This is a genomic window from uncultured Brachyspira sp. (genome assembly GCF_944390845.1).
In the GTDB taxonomy this organism is placed as follows: domain Bacteria; phylum Spirochaetota; class Brachyspiria; order Brachyspirales; family Brachyspiraceae; genus Brachyspira; species Brachyspira pulli.
Map to the genome: position 1 here is coordinate 1 of NZ_CALXRM010000019.1, position 17514 is coordinate 17514.

The following is a 17514-nucleotide window of genomic DNA, read 5'->3' on the forward strand; positions in this document are numbered from 1 at the left end:
AAATCTTAAAATCATTTCAAAAAATCTTAAAATCATTTCAAAAAATCTTAAAATCATTTCAAAAAATCTTAAAATCATTTCAAAAAATCTTAAAATCAATTAGGATTATTCTTAATAATTAGAATCTTTCTTGAAAATTAGTATGGTCTTGATATTAGGATACTCTGAATTTTTTTTAAATTTGTCAATTTTTATGTTGTTATTTTACAGACACATACTCTCTTAGTACTTCATCAAATAACCTTATATCTTTGATAGGCTCAGATGCGATTTGCAAAAGTGAAAATGTAAACTTAGAACTATAAATCATACTAAAGATTATGATATAAATTATTAACTTAAATATAAAATATAGCCTTTCAAAACGTATCAAGAATATATTTTTATCAATACAATAGCTAAAAAATTTTTCTCGCTATAAAAGACTTTTTTCGATCGCAAAAGAAATGGTGAATTGTCAAGCAAAGTGTTAGACTTGTGTCACTTGAAAAAATAAAGATATAAAAAATAAAAATGTAACTTTATTTTTTAAGTTTAAGAAGGTATATTTGTTTAGGATTATTATTATAAATTAGAATATTATATTCTTTCTTGAAAATTAAATACTTGTTCTATAAAAAAATTATTCTTAAAAAAATACAATATAAATGCAATGATAAATAAAAAAAAATATCAACTAAAGTATTTTAAACAAAGCCGATAAAGGAAATTAGCTGATTATCTATAAAAATAAGCTAAAAAAAATATTATGTTTATACGAACTTGATTTTATATTTAATTAGATATATTATATAAACCTAAAAATGGAGTAAGATTTTGGATAACATCATAGATATTATTAACAAAGCTGAATTAAAAACAATAGATAAAGATACATTCTTATCTATAGCCTCAATGTGTTCGTTTATTCCAAAATCTATAACAGAGAACAACACTTGGAAAAAATTACCTCTATCTGCTAAAGAAGTTTACAGAAGTTTGGTGGCTAATTACGACTATGAGATTGGACTTGCTAAAATAACTCATTCTCAGATATTAAGTGAAGCTGGAATAGGAGGAAATGCTACTATAGTGAAATCTTTGGATACTCTTGAAGAAAAAGGGTTTATTACTAGAGTAGAATCTAAAGTGAAAAGTCATCACTATCTTATGCCGCATCAAGAGAAGTTTTTTGCCACTGTATGTAATTTTGAAGCTAGGGATTTCTCTATACTTTATACTCTAAACAAGAAAGCTAAAAAAGAAACTCAAGTTAAACAAGCTGTTGATAAACTTTTCTTCAAAGTTTGTTATAATTTAAGTTGTTTAGGTATAGATGATCCTCAAAAGCTAATAGATAAATATTCCTCTAATGGAAATCAGCTTAGAGTAATTTTATTTATGTGTAATTCTGTTTATATTGCTAAGAAATATAACTTAAACAAAGATATAAATTTAAACAATTATCTTGTAGAGTCATTAAAAACTGGAAATATTACAGAAAATATGTTTGATGAAAAAACTATGAACTCTATAAGAAACATATTAATCAAAAATAAACAAAATATTACAGAGTAAAAAGATATGGCAACAAAAAAAACTACTACAAACAAAAAAGACGAAGTAAAAGAAACTACAAAAAAGACTACAACTAAGAAAACTGCAGCTAAAAAAGATGATGCTGAAGTAAAAGAAACTGTTAAAAAAACTACAACTAAAAAAACTGCAGCTAAAAAAGATGATGCTGAAGTAAAAGAAACTGCAAAAAAAACTACAACTAAAAAAACTGCAGCTAAAAAAGATGATGCTGAAGTAAAAGAAACTGTTAAAAAAACTACAGTTAGAAAAACTGCAGCTAAAAAAGACGATACAGAAGCAAAAGAAACTGTTAAAAAAACTACAGTTAGAAAAACTGCAGCTAAAAAAGATGATACAGCAAGTGATAATAATAACATAATCAGCAGTGCAGTTAAAGAAAAAGAAAACACAATTAAAGAAATTGAAAATAAACCTAAAGAAGAAAAGAAAGCCATAGATTTTTTACAAGATAAAAAAGATGTAAAAGAAGTTAAGGAAAATAAACCTGAAATAAAACCTTTAGAAAGTTTATCTATAACAAAAAGAGAAGAAGAAAAAAAAGAGGAGAAGAAAGATTTAAAAGAGCTTATCAAAGAAGCTACAGCAGAAAGAAAAGGTGCTGACAGAAAAATCGTATTAAAAACTTCTACTCCTGTTAGAAAATTAGATTCTATAAAAACTGAAAATACAGAAAGTAAAACAGAAAGAGAGTCAATCACTCTATTAAAAGAGGCTATAAAAGCTAAATCAAAAAATGTGTCAAGACCTGTTACTGTAAAAAAACGTCTTGCAGTAGTAGATGATGAGACTATAGAAAGCACAGATACTACAAATGCTACAAAAGAATCAAGCGTATCAAGTCCTATAGTAGCAAGTGTATTAGCTGCTCATTCATTGAAAGATAAAGAAAATGACGAAAAAATTGAAGCAGAAAAACATGATATACATGATTCATTAGATAAAAAAGATGATGCAGCTGAAAATATTGAAAACAAAGAAACTATTTCAGAAGTATCCGAAGAAACAACTTCTGAAGCAGAAGAATTAAAAGAAGCAGAAAAAACAGAAACTGAAGAAGAAAAAGTTGAAGAAAAAACAGAATCTGCTGTAACTCATAGCAGTACTTATAGCTCTTCTATATTTTCATTTGAAAGATTCCGCAGAAGAGAGGAAGAAGCAAAAGAAAAAGCTGAAGAAAAGCAAGAAGAGGAAAAAGAAACTACAGAAGACAAAGAAGAAATCGAAGAAAAACAAGAAGAAATTTCAGTACAAGAAACTGAGAAGGAAGAAACAACAGAAGATGTTTCTTCTGTTGAAGAAGCTGAAGAAAAACAAGAAGAAACAGAATCTGAAGCTAAAGAGGAAATAAAAGTAACTGAAAAAGCAACTTACAGCAAAAGCGATATTTTCAAAAGACAAGTTGTTATACCTTTAAACGACGAAGATGTTCAAAGATCTAAATATGAACAGCAGGAAATTGACAGTGCTATAGAGAAAGCTCATACTATAAATGAAAATGATTCAATAGAAAGTTATGCTGAAAATACTCAGGAAGAAACAGAAAATGAAAAATTACAAGAATTAAAAGATAAAGATATAAAAATTATAGAAACTGAAGAAGAATTAAAAACTTCAGCTCTTCCTGAAATAGAGAAAAAACCAGCTGAACCTTATGTAGTTCCTAGCCACTCTATCGAGGAAAATAAAAAATCAAATAAAATTGTTGCTATAGTTGGTATCATCATAATAATACTTGGATTATCTTTCTTGGGAGTACAATTCTTCTCTGGAAGAAATAACACTATAGAAGATGACGGTTTCTATGATATCGTTACTAATGAAACAGTTAATAATAATACTAATAATTTAATAGATATACAAAACACTAATGCTGTTAGACCGCAAACTAATAATGTTAATACAAATACTGCTAAACCGCAAACTAATGTTAGACCTAACACTAACAATGCTGTAGTTAATACTAATGCTATTAAACCGCAAACTAATAACACTAGACCTAATACTAATACAGCAAATACTAATGCTATTAGACCACAAACTAATAACACTAGACCTAACACTAATGCGGTAAACACTAATACAGTTAGACCTAACACTAATAACGCAGCAGTAAATACTAATACAGCTAGACCGCAAACTAATAATACTGCGACAAGACCTAGCACTAATAACACAGCAACTAGACCTCAGACAAATAATGCTCCTACTCCTCCAAAAGAGCCTGAGATAAATCCGCCAACACCACCTACTCCTCCGCCTAATCCGCCTGCAGCAAATACTAATGCATCAGCGGCTGGCAGCACAATACAAAATAATAATAGCAGTACCTTAACTTATAATACAGGTACTTATAAAACTCAATGGAAAGATACTCTTTCCTCTATAGCCGTCACGGAACTGGGGGACTCAAGGAGATGGCCGACTATATTCGTACTCAATGAACAATTAATAAAAAATCCTGATAGTATAGTTTTTAATGTTGATATAAAATTGCCTAATGGAGGAAAAAAAAAAGTTGAGAATATGAGTGACGCTGAAAAAAAGGCATTGTATAATGATTATATAAAGGTATCAGACATATATTCAAGAATGGGTAAACAAGACCTAGCAAATACAATCAAATCTCAAGCAAATTCAATTATAAAATAATAATTATCACTCCTAAAATAAATCAGCTATAATAAAAAAATTATGAAAAGATTCGCTAAAAATAAAAATGCTATTTTAGAATTTTCCTGCACCGGTTGCGGTATATGCTGTAAAGAACCTGGTTATGTGTTTTTTACTGATGATGATATAAAAAAAGCATCTAATTTTTTAAATATATCCCCTATAGTATTTATTAACAAATATTTAGAATACGATGAAGGGTATGGATATTATATTCAAGTTACCGGAGAAAAAGGCTGTACTTTCCTAGATGAAAGTAATAAATGTATAATACATGAGGCTAAACCAGAACAATGCAGAACTTTTCCGTATTGGAATGAATATATGGATAAAAATGGAAACTTAATTGCTGGTAAATTTAATAGACCCTGCCATGGTGTATCTATAAAAAAATAGTCTTTTATTGTTTATTTTTTTTTAATATATTATATAATATAGTCAGCCAATATATTTTGTTTTAGGAAAATCGGATAATGAGTAATGATTTAATAAGTAAATATGATATTTTAACGGTAAAAGATCTAAAAAGTATTAAAGATCAATTAATTTCACATAATATACCTCTATTTAGAGTTGATAAAGAAAAAAATCTTATAGCATTTCCAACTGAACAATTAAGTCTTATTATAGACAATGAAAAATATAATAACCTAAAACTATATATTCCTAAAAATTTTGCAGTATTTATTGATGAGTTCAAATCAATAACTCAAACTGATTCATCTACATCAAGTACTCAAGCTGCTGCTCCTTATGTTTTCAGAACTCCTAAAGAATCTGAAAAAGAAATGGGTAAAAGAATTTCTGAAATTTCTAAAATGACTTACAGAGAAAAAGTAAGCACAATAGAAACATACAATAAAGAGCTTAAACAAATTGTAGTTGATGAAGAACAAGGTATCAATAAAAATACTGCTCAGCAAATTGTTAATGTTGGTAATGATGTAGGTCTTATCGCTAAAGTAACAATGTTTGAGAGTATACAAAAAATTAAAGGCGAAGAAATTACTCAAGAACAGGCTAAAATAGAAAACCAAGAAATAACAGAAACTACTACTAACCTAGTTACAACTATAGTTGATATGCTTTCAAAAAATACTGAAACTCAAAAAGTATTTGATGAACTTAGAAACTATTCTGACGGCGGTATAATGTCTCACTCTAACAGGGTATTTATTTCTTATGTCAATTTTATAGCATTTTATAATAACCTCATAAACAGAAGACATTTAGTACATAAAATAAGAACTTCATATACTAATAAATATAAAAAATTCTATGAACAAGTTGAAGCAGTATTCAGCAAAGATAATATATGCAAAAATCTAGCTACTGTTGAAGACTGTATTGATAAAGGTATTAAAATCATAGAAGACAGAGAAATGAATCTTTATTCTGTTGGTGCTTTACTTCATGATATAGGTAAAGTTAAAGATTTGGATTATTTTGAAGGTGCTAACGGAAGAGATTATGAAAGAATAAAAAAACACTTATTTAACAGCTATGCTTTAGTAAGTCAAACTTCAGAATATCCTCTTGAAGTTATATTGACTGTAGCTTTACACCATGAATATTATGGTTTAGGTTATGGTCCTTATGATCATTTATATAAATTAAAATTGGCAAAACACCCTAGTTTCCAAATACAAAGAATAATGACTTATGATGCTAAGACTATAGATGAATGCGAGGCTTTTGCTTATTTCCCTGCTAAAATGCTTGAAATAATAGACGTTTACGATGCTTTAATTGACCCAGCACGTAAATACAGAGGCGGAAAAACATTTACTCCGGAAGAAGCTCTTAACATTATGAGAGAAGATTTTATAGAAAAGCATGTTAAATTAGACCCTATTCTATACGATGTATTTGTAGAGTTCTTAAGTAATTCTATAGAACAGGATTTAATGGCTTGTAAATTAATATAATCTTATTTTTTGTGCTTTTTTATGTTACTATAAACTTTATATAGTATACCAATATATTTTTTAAGAAAAAACTAATTTAAAAATAATTTATCTGAGCCAGCCATGGGGATCGAACCCACGACCCACGCATTACGAATGCGTTGCTCTGCCAACTGAGCTAGGCTGGCTTTTTATTTTAATTCATATCATTCGTAGCGTAGTCACCGCTGTTTAATTCCTCTAGCTTCTGAACGCCATCTCTAAAGGCTGTAAATATACTCTGCCAATTGCTTGTAGTGAGAGAAGATATTGATATATCATCATAAGCTTCTTCTCCAAACTCATTTATAAAATTAAATCTTATATTTGTTATTGCAGCATTAGCAAAACCATCAAACTCTGCATCATCATTGAATTTATATCTAACTTCTACATCATAATATTTGAATCTTCCCATTAAATAAGGACTATAAATTACTTTTTGTATATTAGTAAGCTCAATACTGCTTCCGTCATTAAATGAAAATGTTATAGGCATGCCATTTGTTATTGATATTGCACTTGGATACTTATATCTAAACTGCAATGTCATAGTTCTTCCGTTTCTTTTATAGAATCTAAAACTATTATCCCTTAAATATTTATAAGTGTATTTCCAAGATGTATATAGATTCATTTTTGAAGTTAATTTATCTCTTTCTGAAAAAAATAATCTGCTTTTGAATATATCATTCGTACCAGCTTCTTCCTGTGAATACAAGATATTTGAAGCCAAAAATACTGATAAAAATGAAATTAATAATGCATATCTATTCATTTTATAATTCCTTATATGAAATATACTATCATTAAAATACGGAATATTAAAGCTTAAAATTGAATTTTTTCTTACAAATAAATTGACTATATATACTATTTTTGTTAGAATAATAAAACTTTTTTACCGATAAAATTCAAAAAATTAAAGGAAATTTATTAATGGAAGCTATAATTATAATATCTATCATAATATTAATATCAATCATCTTTGTAATAAGCTATATAAAGAAAATACAATCTGGAAGCTGCTGCGGTACTAGAGGAAATGAAAACATATCAAAAGTAAAAGTAGCTGATAAAAATAAAAATCATTATCCATACAAAAAAATATTACAAATAGGCGGAATGACTTGCAGTAATTGTGCCAAAAAGATAGAAAATAATTTTAATAAACTTGGAAATGTATATGCTAAAGTTAATTTTGATAAGGAAGAATTAATTATACTTATGAAAGAAGAATTAAGCGATCAAGATATTGAAAATGTTATAAAAGATTCTGGATATAGATATTATATAAAAAACGCCTGATAAAAAATTACCAGACGTTTTTAATATTTATATACAAAAATCAAATTTATTTCAATCTAAAGAATCTCATAGCTTCTTCAAGCTCTCTAGCCTCATTCAAAAGAGAATCAGCTGCTGCTGTAGATTGTTCTACTAAAGCAGCATTCTGCTGTGTTACAGTGTCCATTTGTGAAACTGCTATATTCACCTGATCAACACCTGATTGCTGTTCTATTGCTGTTTCTGTAATATCACGCATTATATTTGAAGTTTCTTCCAATTTCTTTTCTAAATCTTCAAATATCTGTTGAGATTCTTTTGCTTTTTCAGCTGATTTACTAATTTTTTCATAAATAATATTAATCAAATTAGTTATATCTTTAGCTGAAGTTTGTGAGTTTTGTGCCAAATTCCTAACTTCACTTGCTACAACCGCAAAACCTTTACCCTGTTCACCAGCACGTGCTGCCTCAACTGCTGCATTCAAAGCCAATATATTAGTTTGGAAGGCAATATCCTCTATTACTTTTGTAATGTTCTTTATTTTTTCACTATCTTCATTTACTTCTTCTATACTTTTTGTTGTTTCAACAATAATAGCTCCTGCATTTTTAATAGATTCCATAGATTCTTTCATCATATTATTTCCTTCAACAGAGTGAGAAGTTGAAGATTTTATTGTTGAAGCCATCTCTTCCATAGAACTTGCTGTTTCCTCAAGACTTGCTGCCTGAGCTTCTGTTCTTCTTGATAAATCAGCATTTCCATTAGCCAATTCCTGAGCCGCACTGCTGATCTTTTGAGAGGAAGAATTTACTTGAGTAATGATTTCTGTAAGTTTTTTACGCATATTACTGAATGAATTAAATAAGATTCCAAGTTCATCTTTTCTTTTATGTTCATTGGATACATAAGTTAAATTACCAATTTCTATTTCTTTAGCTTCTTTTATTATACTATTTATATGACCCATAAGTCTTTTTATAAATAGATATACTGATATTGAGAATAAAATAACTGCTATTACTCCAACAATAGAACTTATAACTATTACTATTCTATTATTTTCATATATCTCACTATCAAACATAGTCATAGCAACTATCCAATTCATAGACTTCATTCTGCAATAAGAACCTGTTCTTTTTTTATCCATATAAACGTATGATAATGTACCTTGATTTAAATTATTATCAAATACTGTTTTATAATCCGGAACCACACTAGAACCTATTTGCTCATAAATATTATCCATTATATCAATCAAATTAGCATCTATTGCTAATATTCTTCCTGTCTTTCCAAGATCTATATCTGTAAAATAATTATCATGTATAAGTTTCCAATCCACAACAACAAGAATGGCTCCCAATAAATCTCCATTTAAACTTTTTATAGCACCGCCTAAAACTAATGATTTATTGCCTGTATCTTTAGAATTGACTATTTCTTCATCATAAGTATATTCAAAGCCATTTGATTCTAATTTAGTCCAAAAATTAGGTCTTGTTTCAGCTATATTATCACCTATAGAATTACCCAAAGCATCTGCTATAATATCACCATTTAAATCAATTACAGCTATATTTATTGAATATTCATTTGCCCCATTAAATAACGCTAAAGCTTGTAAAACATCATTTTCTGTAGCTTCATTTCTATTTAATAAAGAATTCATTACAGCAGGTGCCACAGAATAAGTTTTTGCTAATGATATTTGGTCTATCAAAATAGCATCAAAAAGTTTAGCATAGCTTTTTGCTGTATTTTGAAATCCCTGAAGTCTGCTTTTGCTTAATCCTTTACTAGCAATAGTATTAGAAATAGTTAATATAATAATTATAATAACTAAAGAAATTAAAGATATTACAACAGGTATCTTAAAAGATAAACTATCTATTTTTTTCATACTATAACTCCAATCCCGATTCTTAATATTTTAAAATTATTGATTAAAAAAATATTTACGAAAAAATTACATAATCTTAATAGTTAGATAGAGTGTACATTTTTTTATCATTTTAATCAATATTCTACATTTATTTTTTTTAATTATTTTTTTAATAAAATTTTCTATAAAAAAAAATTTTTTGACACTTTTTTTCAAACTTTTATATATTTATAATGTAAACAGAATTGATTTGTATCTAATTTTATAAATTTTTTTCTTCATAATTTACCTTAATAGCGGGCATGCGAGTGTCCGCTGATTTTTTAACTCAAATTTTCATAAAAACATATTCTATATTAAACAATTTATACACTTCTATTTTTATAAATTATAATATATGAAATAAATGTAAGATATTAATAAACCTTATGATATTTACATAACCAAAAGAAAGAAATATTTTTACAAACTTAATAATTTTTAGTATATAATATAGCTATGAATGAAATAATTATAGAATACAAAAGAATAAAAAATATATACATAAGAGTGAAGCCAGATTTAAATATATATGTAACTGCCCCAAAAAGAGTTACTAAAAAATACATATATGAACTTATAGAAAAAAGAAAAGATTGGATAGAAGAAAAGAAAGAAGACATAAAGAAAAAAAGTATTTATGATATAAGCAAAAAAGAATTAGTTAGCGGTGATGAAATTTATTATTTAGGAAGAAGATATTTATTAAAAGTAGTAAAAAGCAGAGAAGAAAATATTATATTAGACGGAAAAATGATGTATATGTACGTTAATATAAAAGAAAAAGAAGAATTTAAAAATAGCGATATAAGGAGAAAGCATAATTTACTTGATATATGGTATAAAAAAGAGGCTTTAAAATTATTTGACACACTTTTAAAAAAATACTGCAGTATAATGAATTTAGAGATTAACAGTTTCACAGTAAAAAAACTTAAAAGTAAATGGGGCTCATGTGATGTTATAAAAAAGCATATTACATTTAATTCGGAGCTTATGAAATATCCTCAAAGTGCTGTGGAATATATAGTAATTCATGAACTAGCACATTTAATAGAGGCTAATCATAGTAAAAGATTTCATAATATAGTAAGCCTTTATATGCCTGAATGGAAAAAAGAAAAAAAGATATTAGATACATTTTTTAATAATTTATAATAAAATATGTTGAAAAAAATACAGATTATACTATACTAAAAAACACTATTATGGATAAATATTAATTTAACATTATGAGGTAATAAATAATGAATTATAACGAAAAACTATATAATATATTCTCAAGCGGCGAGCAAAAATTAGAATCTTGGATGGCTGCTGTATTTTCAAAAGAATATGATCATAACATGACTATTAATGAAGTTAGAGATATACTTTCAGAATCTGATGAATATATGGTTATGGAATTTAATGAAATAGATAAATCTAATTTTATAAGAGATAAATCAATATGGGAATTATCAATAAAATTGCAATACTTACCTATGGTTATGGAAGAAGAAGAACATGATTGCGGATGCGGACATGACGGCTGTTGCGGTGGTCACTCTCATGATGAGGAGCATGGCTGCTGTGGCGGACATTCACATGATGAGGAACATAGCTGCGGTTGCGGACACTCTCATAATGAAGAAGAACAAAATAATGATGAACTTAGTTTCCATATAGCTTTCGTAGATGCTTCTACTGTTACAGAAAATGTTCCTGAAATATTCTCTGTAAACACAGTAAGAGAAGAAGATTATAAAGAGGCTTGTCAATGTAAATATGCAGTTCATGTATCAACAACTTTCGATAATCACCCTCTTACAGACTATCAAAGACAATTACAATTATTAGACAGTTTAGTACCTGAATGTTCTATATTTTTAGATATGGCTTGTTATACTGCTCATTCTGGTGATTGGCTTTCATATACATCTACATTTGCTTTGCCTCCTTCTTTGGATTATCTATATACTATACATGCTGTTTATGATGATGATAAAGACCCTAACAAAGTGGAATATTGGTTCCATACACATGGACTTTACAGAGTAGGTTGTATAGAACTTGAAATAGTAGGTGTTGAAGATCCTAATGTTCCTTATGGTCAATTATTAAATACTTGTGCTAAAATGTTTATAGAAAGAGGTGTTCCTGAACCAGGATTTAAATTCAACCCTGCTTATAATGTTTATGTTTGCTGGCTTCCTTGGGAAGAAGCTTTGAAACAGCTTAATATTGGTAATGATATTACTGGAAGTTCTAAAGACAGAAATGACGGAGTACATAATACTCCTTCTGGAATATTAGTTGCTGTAGACAATGAAGGAAATTATCATTCTATAGATTATTATAAAAAAGAATTAACTGATAATCCTATGTTTATGATGAGTTATTTTGAAACTTCACTTATGAGAGAGGCTGCTTTTGAAAAACTCGAACATTTCCTTGAATTATTAGATAAAAATAAAGGTGATGAAAATACTTCTTTCCTAGTAAAATTAGGTTATGGAGAAACAGAAGAAAATCCTAATGATTTAGAGCATTTATGGTTTGATGTTCATGGCTTTACTAATGACGGATATTTTGATGCTACTTTAATAAATGAGCCTTATAAAGATTTAGGTATGCATGAAGGGGAAAGAGGAATGCATAGTATAGAAAGACTTACAGATTGGACTATATATTCAGAAAATGCTCAATACAATTCAAGCAACATATATTTATTATTTGAAGAATAAAAATTAATACTTAAAATAACAAAAAACAATGGGCTTATTTATTAGGTTCATTGTTTTTTATTTTATATTAAAAACTTTTTTCAACGCACGGTAAATCAAATTTTTCATATAATAAAAATTTTAATTCAAATAAATCTATCTTTTTAGCTTCGCTCTACGTGCGGTAAATACACTCTAAATTTAATTTAAACTTGGGCGGGTGTTATCAATTCTTTAAAAACATAAAAGAAATAAAAAAACAACGATATCAAATTATATTAATAAGGATAGAGGGCGGGGAATTTTAAATAAGCTAAAAAAATTATTTACACACCCCACCCTTTAGGCTTTAAAATATTATCTGATATTTCTGTATTATTTTCTTTTAAATATAAACTGTTATTTTAGCTGCCCACCCAAGATTTGTTTAAATTTGTTGTGCACTTACCGCACGCAGAATAAAGCAAAAAATATAGATTAGTTTGTAATTAAGATTTTATTATATTGTTAATTTAGTTTACCGTGCGGGGAAATGCATTTTAAAGTTAATTCAAACTTGGGCGGGTGCTGTAATTTCTAATTAGATTATTTAAGGATATATATGTATTAAAATATCAAAAATTATTCATTAAGTATAAAGGGCGGGATATATAAATAAAATTTTATTTTTCAATATAAAAACACTGTAAATATTTATTAATATCCAATAATAATATCAAATTATCATAATATAGTTATAGTTATGGTAGTATTTTCAACAAAATAGTTACTATTAACTATAGATTTTTTACTATTTTTTACTAAACTATTAAAATGAAAATTCTATACTTAACTACATTTAATGGAGAATCATATGAAAAGAGCATACATTAAGAACATAGCATATTATGTACCAGAAAAAATATTAGACAACAAATATTTTGAAAGCATATTGGATACTAACGACGAATGGATCACAACACGTACAGGAATCAAAACAAGACATATGGCTAGAGAAGATGAAACCATATTTGAAATGGGATTAAATGCAGTTAAAAACTTAGAAAAAAAAGGCGTTGATTTAAAAGAAGTAGATGCTATTTTAGTACCTACAGTAACAAAAGATTATATATTCCCTTCTATGGCAGGACAAATACAAATGGCATTAGGTCTTAAACATTGTTTTGCTTTGGATTTGTCAGCTGCTTGTTCCGGATATATATATTCATTAAATACAGCTACAGCTTTAATAGAAAGCGGTCAATGCAATAATGTTCTTATAGTTTCATGTGAGAAATTAACTAAAGATGTAAATTGGAAAGATAGAGGAACAGCTATTCTTTTCGGAGATGCTGCTACAGCTTCATTAATCACTACAAGAGATGATGGAAAAGGCATAATAGGAATTCATATGCAAAGCGAACCAGATATGAGTATTGTGCTTAACGGCGGAAGTGTTTGTCCTATAAGAGCTGATGATTTAGAAGCACCAGAGTTTAAAATACATATGGCTGGTTCTGAAACTTTCAAAAGAGCAGTAACAGAATTTTCAAATAGTATAGATAAAGTTTTAGAAAGCACAGGAAAACAGTTAAGCGATGTTAAATATTTTGTACCTCACCAAGCTAATTTAAGAATCATGCAGGCAGTTGCTAAAAGAATAGGACTTCCTATGGAAAAAGTAAGCGTTGTATTAAATAAATTTGGAAACTGTTCTTCTGCTAGTATAGGTTTGGCTTTGACAGACGCTTTGGAAAATAATAAAATCAATGACGGTGATTTAGTTCTCCTTACTGGATTTGGAGGAGGATTCACTTGGGGTTCAACTTTGATGATTTGGTAAAACTATCATATATATATTTTTGAATAAAATTTTTTCTTAAAGGGTAGCAATAAGCTATCCTTTTTTATTGACAATTAATAAAAATAAAATATGATTTAATTATGAAACTTGTTATTGAATTAAGCTCCGGCAATATCTAATTGTTTGGAGCATACTAAAAATTTTTCAGTATGCTGCAGTTCATTGCGGTCTATAAAATATATTTTTTATAGGTTTAATTTTTAGTTTAAATTTCAAGGAAAGTTTCATGTATTTAATAAAATTTTCATTTATTTTATTCATTTCAAATATACTTCAATATCTATATAGTATTGCAGATATAATATTTATTTCACATTCAGTCGGAGATAATGGAGTTATAGCATTAGGAAACTGTGCTTCTATAATGTTTATTATAACTTCAATACATTTAGGTTTATCAATAGGAGGCTCTGTTATAATATCAAAATACAGAGGCTCTAAAGATATAATAAAATATAAACAAAGTATAGGAAGCTTATTATTTCTATCATTCGTTTCCTCTATAATAATTTTTGTATTTGGAATAATATTTTCAAAACAAATATTATTATTTATGAATATACCAGAAGAATCTTTTAATTATGCCTATGATTATATTAAAATCATTTTCTTTGGTGTAATATTTGCATTCTTATATAGTTCAATATCATCAGTTATAAAATCAAGCGGTAAAGAAAAGATTTCATTATTCTTTATAATTATAGCTTCTTTAGTTAATATAGTATTAGACTTTATATTTGTTTATATATTAAAATTATCTGTAAAAGGAGCAGCCTCAGCAACCGTTATATCGCAGATTATAAGTTTCTTATTATCATTATATTTTATAAAAGATAATATAACTTTTAAAATCGATATGAAGATAATAAAAGAATTAATACAAGTATCTTTTCCATGCATATTTCAAATGCTAATAATAAACATATCATATTTTTTAGTAAATATAATGATGAATAAATATGATGTTATAGCAGGATTTACTATAGGATTAAAAATTAACACTTTCATAGGTATGATTTCTTGGTCTATAGGTGAATCATTAAGCATATTAGTTTCAAAAAATATAGGCGAGAAAAATTATACAGAAATAAAGAAAAACGTTAAATTTTCTATAGTATTTGATATAACTGCAACAATGATTGTTATTTTATTTATTCATATATTTGCCAGAAATATTATAAGTATATTCTATAGCGGAGAAGAAAAGGTAATAAATGATATAATATATTATTTGAAAGTTTGTGCTTCATTTAACGGAGCTATTTATGCTTTGATGTATATGCTTGACAGTTTTCTTATAGGCATTCAAAAATCATATATAACTTTTATTAACTCTTTTATAGATTCTATAATTTTTAAAGTTGTATTATCAAAAGTTTTAGAAAGCATTATAGGATTTTTAGGCATATATATTTCTATGTCAATCTCCCCTATTATTCCGGCATTAATTGGTATAATTTATTTTTATAAGTTCATAAAAGAAAATAAATTATAAAAAATATAATAATCAAAAAAGCGTATGCATATATAATTTTCATGTATACGCTTGTAAATTAATTTTTAAATTCATAACAAATAAATTAAGTAAAGAAAATATATATTCTTTACATTAGTATGTAATATAATTTTATACCATATTGATTTTTTAACATTTAATACCATAATATAAAAAATAATTATTAAAGTAATTTTTATTATGAGTAAGCTAAAAAATGCTAAAAGTAAATTGCTGCTCTTTATATTAGCAAGTTTAATACTTGGTGCTATACTTGGAATGATAGTTTCATCAGCAGCATCAGAAGCAACAACAGCAAAACTTATAGCCATATCAGATCCAGTCGGTAAAATATTTATAAGACTATTAAAAATGATAGTAATGCCGGTAATTATATTCACTTTAATAAGCGGTGTTTCAAGCATATCTCCTAAAGATTTAGGAATAGTTGGAATTATAATATTAGTATTTTATATAGGCACTTCAATAATTTCATCTGTATTCGGTTTAGTTGTAGGAAATATATTTAAACCTGGTTTAGGATTGGATTTAGACCTTACTTTAGCAGCAACAAAAGAATTCGTAAAACCTAGCTTTGTAGACACGCTTCTTGCCACTATACCTACAAATCCATTCTCATCATTTGCTAACGGTGACGGAGATGTACTTCCTACAATATTTTTCGCAATATTCTTCGGTATATCATTGGCATTTTGTAGGGACAATGAAAAAACAAAAGAAAATGCTGAGATAGTATATAGATTCTTTGACGGCTGTACTAATATCATTATAAAAGTTGTAAGTTGGATAATGTATTATGCTCCTATTGGTGTTTTTGCTTTAATATTCACAGTGTTTGCTCAAAACGGCCCTAGTTCTTTAGGTTCATTATTAAAAGTTACATATACAATATATATTGCCTTTGCCATACAATTAATAATAGTTTACAGTTTAATAAATTTAGCATTTGGAATAAATCCAAAAAAATTCTTAAATAAAATATCAGAACCTTTATTTACAGCATTCGTAACACGTTCTTCAGGCGGAACATTGCCTATATCTATGAGAGTAGCAGATGAAAAAATGGGAATTAATCAGGGTATTTACAGTTTTACTTTGCCATTAGGTGCTACTATCAATATGAATGGAACTGCAATATATTTAGGTATCTGTTCAATATTCATAGCCAATGCCAGCAATGCTCCTTTAAACTTTGATTCTCAATTAACAGTAGTTATAGTATCTGTATTGGCTGCAGTCGGTACTGCAGGAGTTCCAGGTGCCGGATCTATAATGCTTCTAATGGTATTAAATTCTATAGGACTTGATATTAACTCAAATACCAATGTAGCTGCTGCTTATGGTATGATAGTAGGTATAGATTCATTGCTTGATATGGGAAGAACCGCTTTAAATATATCAGGTGATTTATGCGGAACTGCAGTTGTAGCCAAAGTAACTAAACAAATGGATATGACTAAATGGGAATAAAGATATAATAAAAAAGCTGTATGAAGTAATAATACTTCGTACAGCCTTTATATTATGGATTATATCTTATGAATTAAAGTTACAATGTCTTTATTTCTTAATGTCTTAATTTTTAGGTATTTCTATATTTTTATTATTCTCCTTTAATTTCTATTTTCTTTTCATATTTAAGTTCTTCTTTCTTTGGAAGAGTTACTATCAAAACACCATTAACTAAATTAGCTTCTATATTTTCAACATCAATACCTTTTGTGCTGATATTAAAGCTTTGTTCATATCTGGCAATAACTTCCTCTTTTGCTTCTCCATTTTCTGCTTTAACTGCTTTTTTACGTTTAGCAGAAATAGAAAGTATATTTTCTTTTATGCCTATTTCTAAATCTTCTTTTTTTACTCCAGGCATATCCATTTCTATAATATAATGTTTCTCATCTTCTTCTATTCTATATTCAGATACTCTAGGTTCATAATCTCTAAAATGATTGTAATTTCCTACATTGTTATATCTATTTGAAAAAAGTGAATTTAAAGTTGGTACAAATATTCTTCTTGACATATTAAAATCTCCT

At 27.3% G+C, this 17514-nt stretch carries 13 protein-coding genes and 1 tRNA gene; 10 read left to right on the forward strand and 4 right to left on the reverse strand.

The window, feature by feature from the left end; translation table 11 throughout:
- The first annotated feature begins 816 nt into the window (after positions 1-816).
- From Q0K52_RS05565 to Q0K52_RS05580, 4 genes are all read left to right on the forward strand, one after another.
- Positions 817-1557, forward strand: coding sequence for a hypothetical protein (locus Q0K52_RS05565; RefSeq protein ID WP_297297329.1), 741 nt, complete (start codon positions 817-819; stop codon positions 1555-1557).
- A gap of 6 nt (positions 1558-1563) precedes the next feature.
- A complete protein-coding gene (locus tag Q0K52_RS05570) occupies positions 1564-4227 on the forward strand; it encodes a hypothetical protein (RefSeq protein ID WP_297297331.1) in 2664 nt (887 codons plus the stop codon).
- A gap of 42 nt (positions 4228-4269) precedes the next feature.
- On the forward strand, positions 4270-4644 hold the full coding sequence (locus Q0K52_RS05575) for a YkgJ family cysteine cluster protein (protein WP_297297333.1): 375 nt from the start codon (positions 4270-4272) through the stop codon (positions 4642-4644).
- Between the two features lie 77 nt (positions 4645-4721).
- Positions 4722-6176 (forward strand): HD domain-containing protein, encoded by a 1455-nt coding sequence (locus Q0K52_RS05580; RefSeq protein WP_297297335.1) that lies wholly within the window; start codon positions 4722-4724, stop codon positions 6174-6176.
- 94 nt (positions 6177-6270) lie between these two features.
- Here Q0K52_RS05580 and Q0K52_RS05585 read toward each other — a convergent pair.
- Positions 6271-6343 (reverse strand) — tRNA-Thr (locus Q0K52_RS05585).
- Between the two features lie 8 nt (positions 6344-6351).
- A complete protein-coding gene (locus Q0K52_RS05590) occupies positions 6352-6972 on the reverse strand; it encodes a hypothetical protein (RefSeq protein ID WP_297297337.1) in 621 nt (206 codons plus the stop codon).
- A gap of 161 nt (positions 6973-7133) precedes the next feature.
- On the opposite strand from Q0K52_RS05590, the gene Q0K52_RS05595 reads away from it, so the two are divergent.
- The gene (locus Q0K52_RS05595; RefSeq protein WP_297297339.1) at positions 7134-7502 is read left to right on the forward strand and encodes a heavy-metal-associated domain-containing protein; all 369 of its coding nucleotides are present in this window, start codon (positions 7134-7136) and stop codon (positions 7500-7502) included.
- Positions 7503-7548: 46 nt separating this feature from the next.
- On the opposite strand, the gene Q0K52_RS05600 is transcribed toward Q0K52_RS05595, so the two are convergent.
- Positions 7549-9390 carry a methyl-accepting chemotaxis protein gene (locus Q0K52_RS05600; protein ID WP_297297341.1) on the reverse strand — a complete coding sequence of 614 codons (1842 nt, stop codon included), beginning with the start codon at positions 9388-9390 and terminating at the stop codon, positions 7549-7551.
- A 480-nt stretch (positions 9391-9870) separates the two neighbouring features.
- Here Q0K52_RS05600 and Q0K52_RS05605 point away from each other — a divergent pair, with 480 nt between their 5' ends.
- The 5 genes from Q0K52_RS05605 (at position 9871) to Q0K52_RS05625 (ending at position 16945) form a co-directional block, all read left to right on the forward strand.
- Positions 9871-10569, forward strand: coding sequence for a M48 family metallopeptidase (locus Q0K52_RS05605; RefSeq protein ID WP_297297344.1), 699 nt, complete (start codon positions 9871-9873; stop codon positions 10567-10569).
- A gap of 89 nt (positions 10570-10658) precedes the next feature.
- A complete protein-coding gene (locus tag Q0K52_RS05610; protein ID WP_297297346.1) occupies positions 10659-12137 on the forward strand; it encodes a DUF4026 domain-containing protein in 1479 nt (492 codons plus the stop codon).
- Positions 12138-12969: 832 nt separating this feature from the next.
- The gene (locus tag Q0K52_RS05615; protein ID WP_297297348.1) at positions 12970-13938 is read left to right on the forward strand and encodes a beta-ketoacyl-ACP synthase III; all 969 of its coding nucleotides are present in this window, start codon (positions 12970-12972) and stop codon (positions 13936-13938) included.
- A 247-nt stretch (positions 13939-14185) separates the two neighbouring features.
- The gene (locus tag Q0K52_RS05620; RefSeq protein WP_297297350.1) at positions 14186-15454 is read left to right on the forward strand and encodes an MATE family efflux transporter; all 1269 of its coding nucleotides are present in this window, start codon (positions 14186-14188) and stop codon (positions 15452-15454) included.
- Positions 15455-15655: 201 nt separating this feature from the next.
- On the forward strand, positions 15656-16945 hold the full coding sequence (locus Q0K52_RS05625; RefSeq protein WP_297297352.1) for a dicarboxylate/amino acid:cation symporter: 1290 nt from the start codon (positions 15656-15658) through the stop codon (positions 16943-16945).
- Positions 16946-17078: 133 nt separating this feature from the next.
- Here the strand turns inward: Q0K52_RS05625 and Q0K52_RS05630 are convergent, their stop codons facing one another.
- Complete coding sequence (locus tag Q0K52_RS05630; protein WP_297297354.1) at positions 17079-17501, reverse strand: Hsp20/alpha crystallin family protein; 423 nt, start codon at positions 17499-17501, stop codon at positions 17079-17081.
- Positions 17502-17514 lie beyond the last annotated feature (13 nt).

Coding starts and splice junctions, on each gene's coding strand:
- Q0K52_RS05570 (WP_297297331.1), top strand. CDS start 1,564: ATGGCAACAAAAAAAACTACTACAAACAAAAAAGACGAAGTAAAAGAA.
- Q0K52_RS05575 (WP_297297333.1), top strand. CDS start 4,270: ATGAAAAGATTCGCTAAAAATAAAAATGCTATTTTAGAATTTTCCTGC.
- Q0K52_RS05580 (WP_297297335.1), top strand. CDS start 4,722: ATGAGTAATGATTTAATAAGTAAATATGATATTTTAACGGTAAAAGAT.
- Q0K52_RS05590 (WP_297297337.1), bottom strand. CDS start 6,972: ATGAATAGATATGCATTATTAATTTCATTTTTATCAGTATTTTTGGCT.
- Q0K52_RS05595 (WP_297297339.1), top strand. CDS start 7,134: ATGGAAGCTATAATTATAATATCTATCATAATATTAATATCAATCATC.
- Q0K52_RS05600 (WP_297297341.1), bottom strand. CDS start 9,390: ATGAAAAAAATAGATAGTTTATCTTTTAAGATACCTGTTGTAATATCT.
- Q0K52_RS05605 (WP_297297344.1), top strand. CDS start 9,871: ATGAATGAAATAATTATAGAATACAAAAGAATAAAAAATATATACATA.
- Q0K52_RS05610 (WP_297297346.1), top strand. CDS start 10,659: ATGAATTATAACGAAAAACTATATAATATATTCTCAAGCGGCGAGCAA.
- Q0K52_RS05615 (WP_297297348.1), top strand. CDS start 12,970: ATGAAAAGAGCATACATTAAGAACATAGCATATTATGTACCAGAAAAA.
- Q0K52_RS05620 (WP_297297350.1), top strand. CDS start 14,186: ATGTATTTAATAAAATTTTCATTTATTTTATTCATTTCAAATATACTT.
- Q0K52_RS05625 (WP_297297352.1), top strand. CDS start 15,656: ATGAGTAAGCTAAAAAATGCTAAAAGTAAATTGCTGCTCTTTATATTA.
- Q0K52_RS05630 (WP_297297354.1), bottom strand. CDS start 17,501: ATGTCAAGAAGAATATTTGTACCAACTTTAAATTCACTTTTTTCAAAT.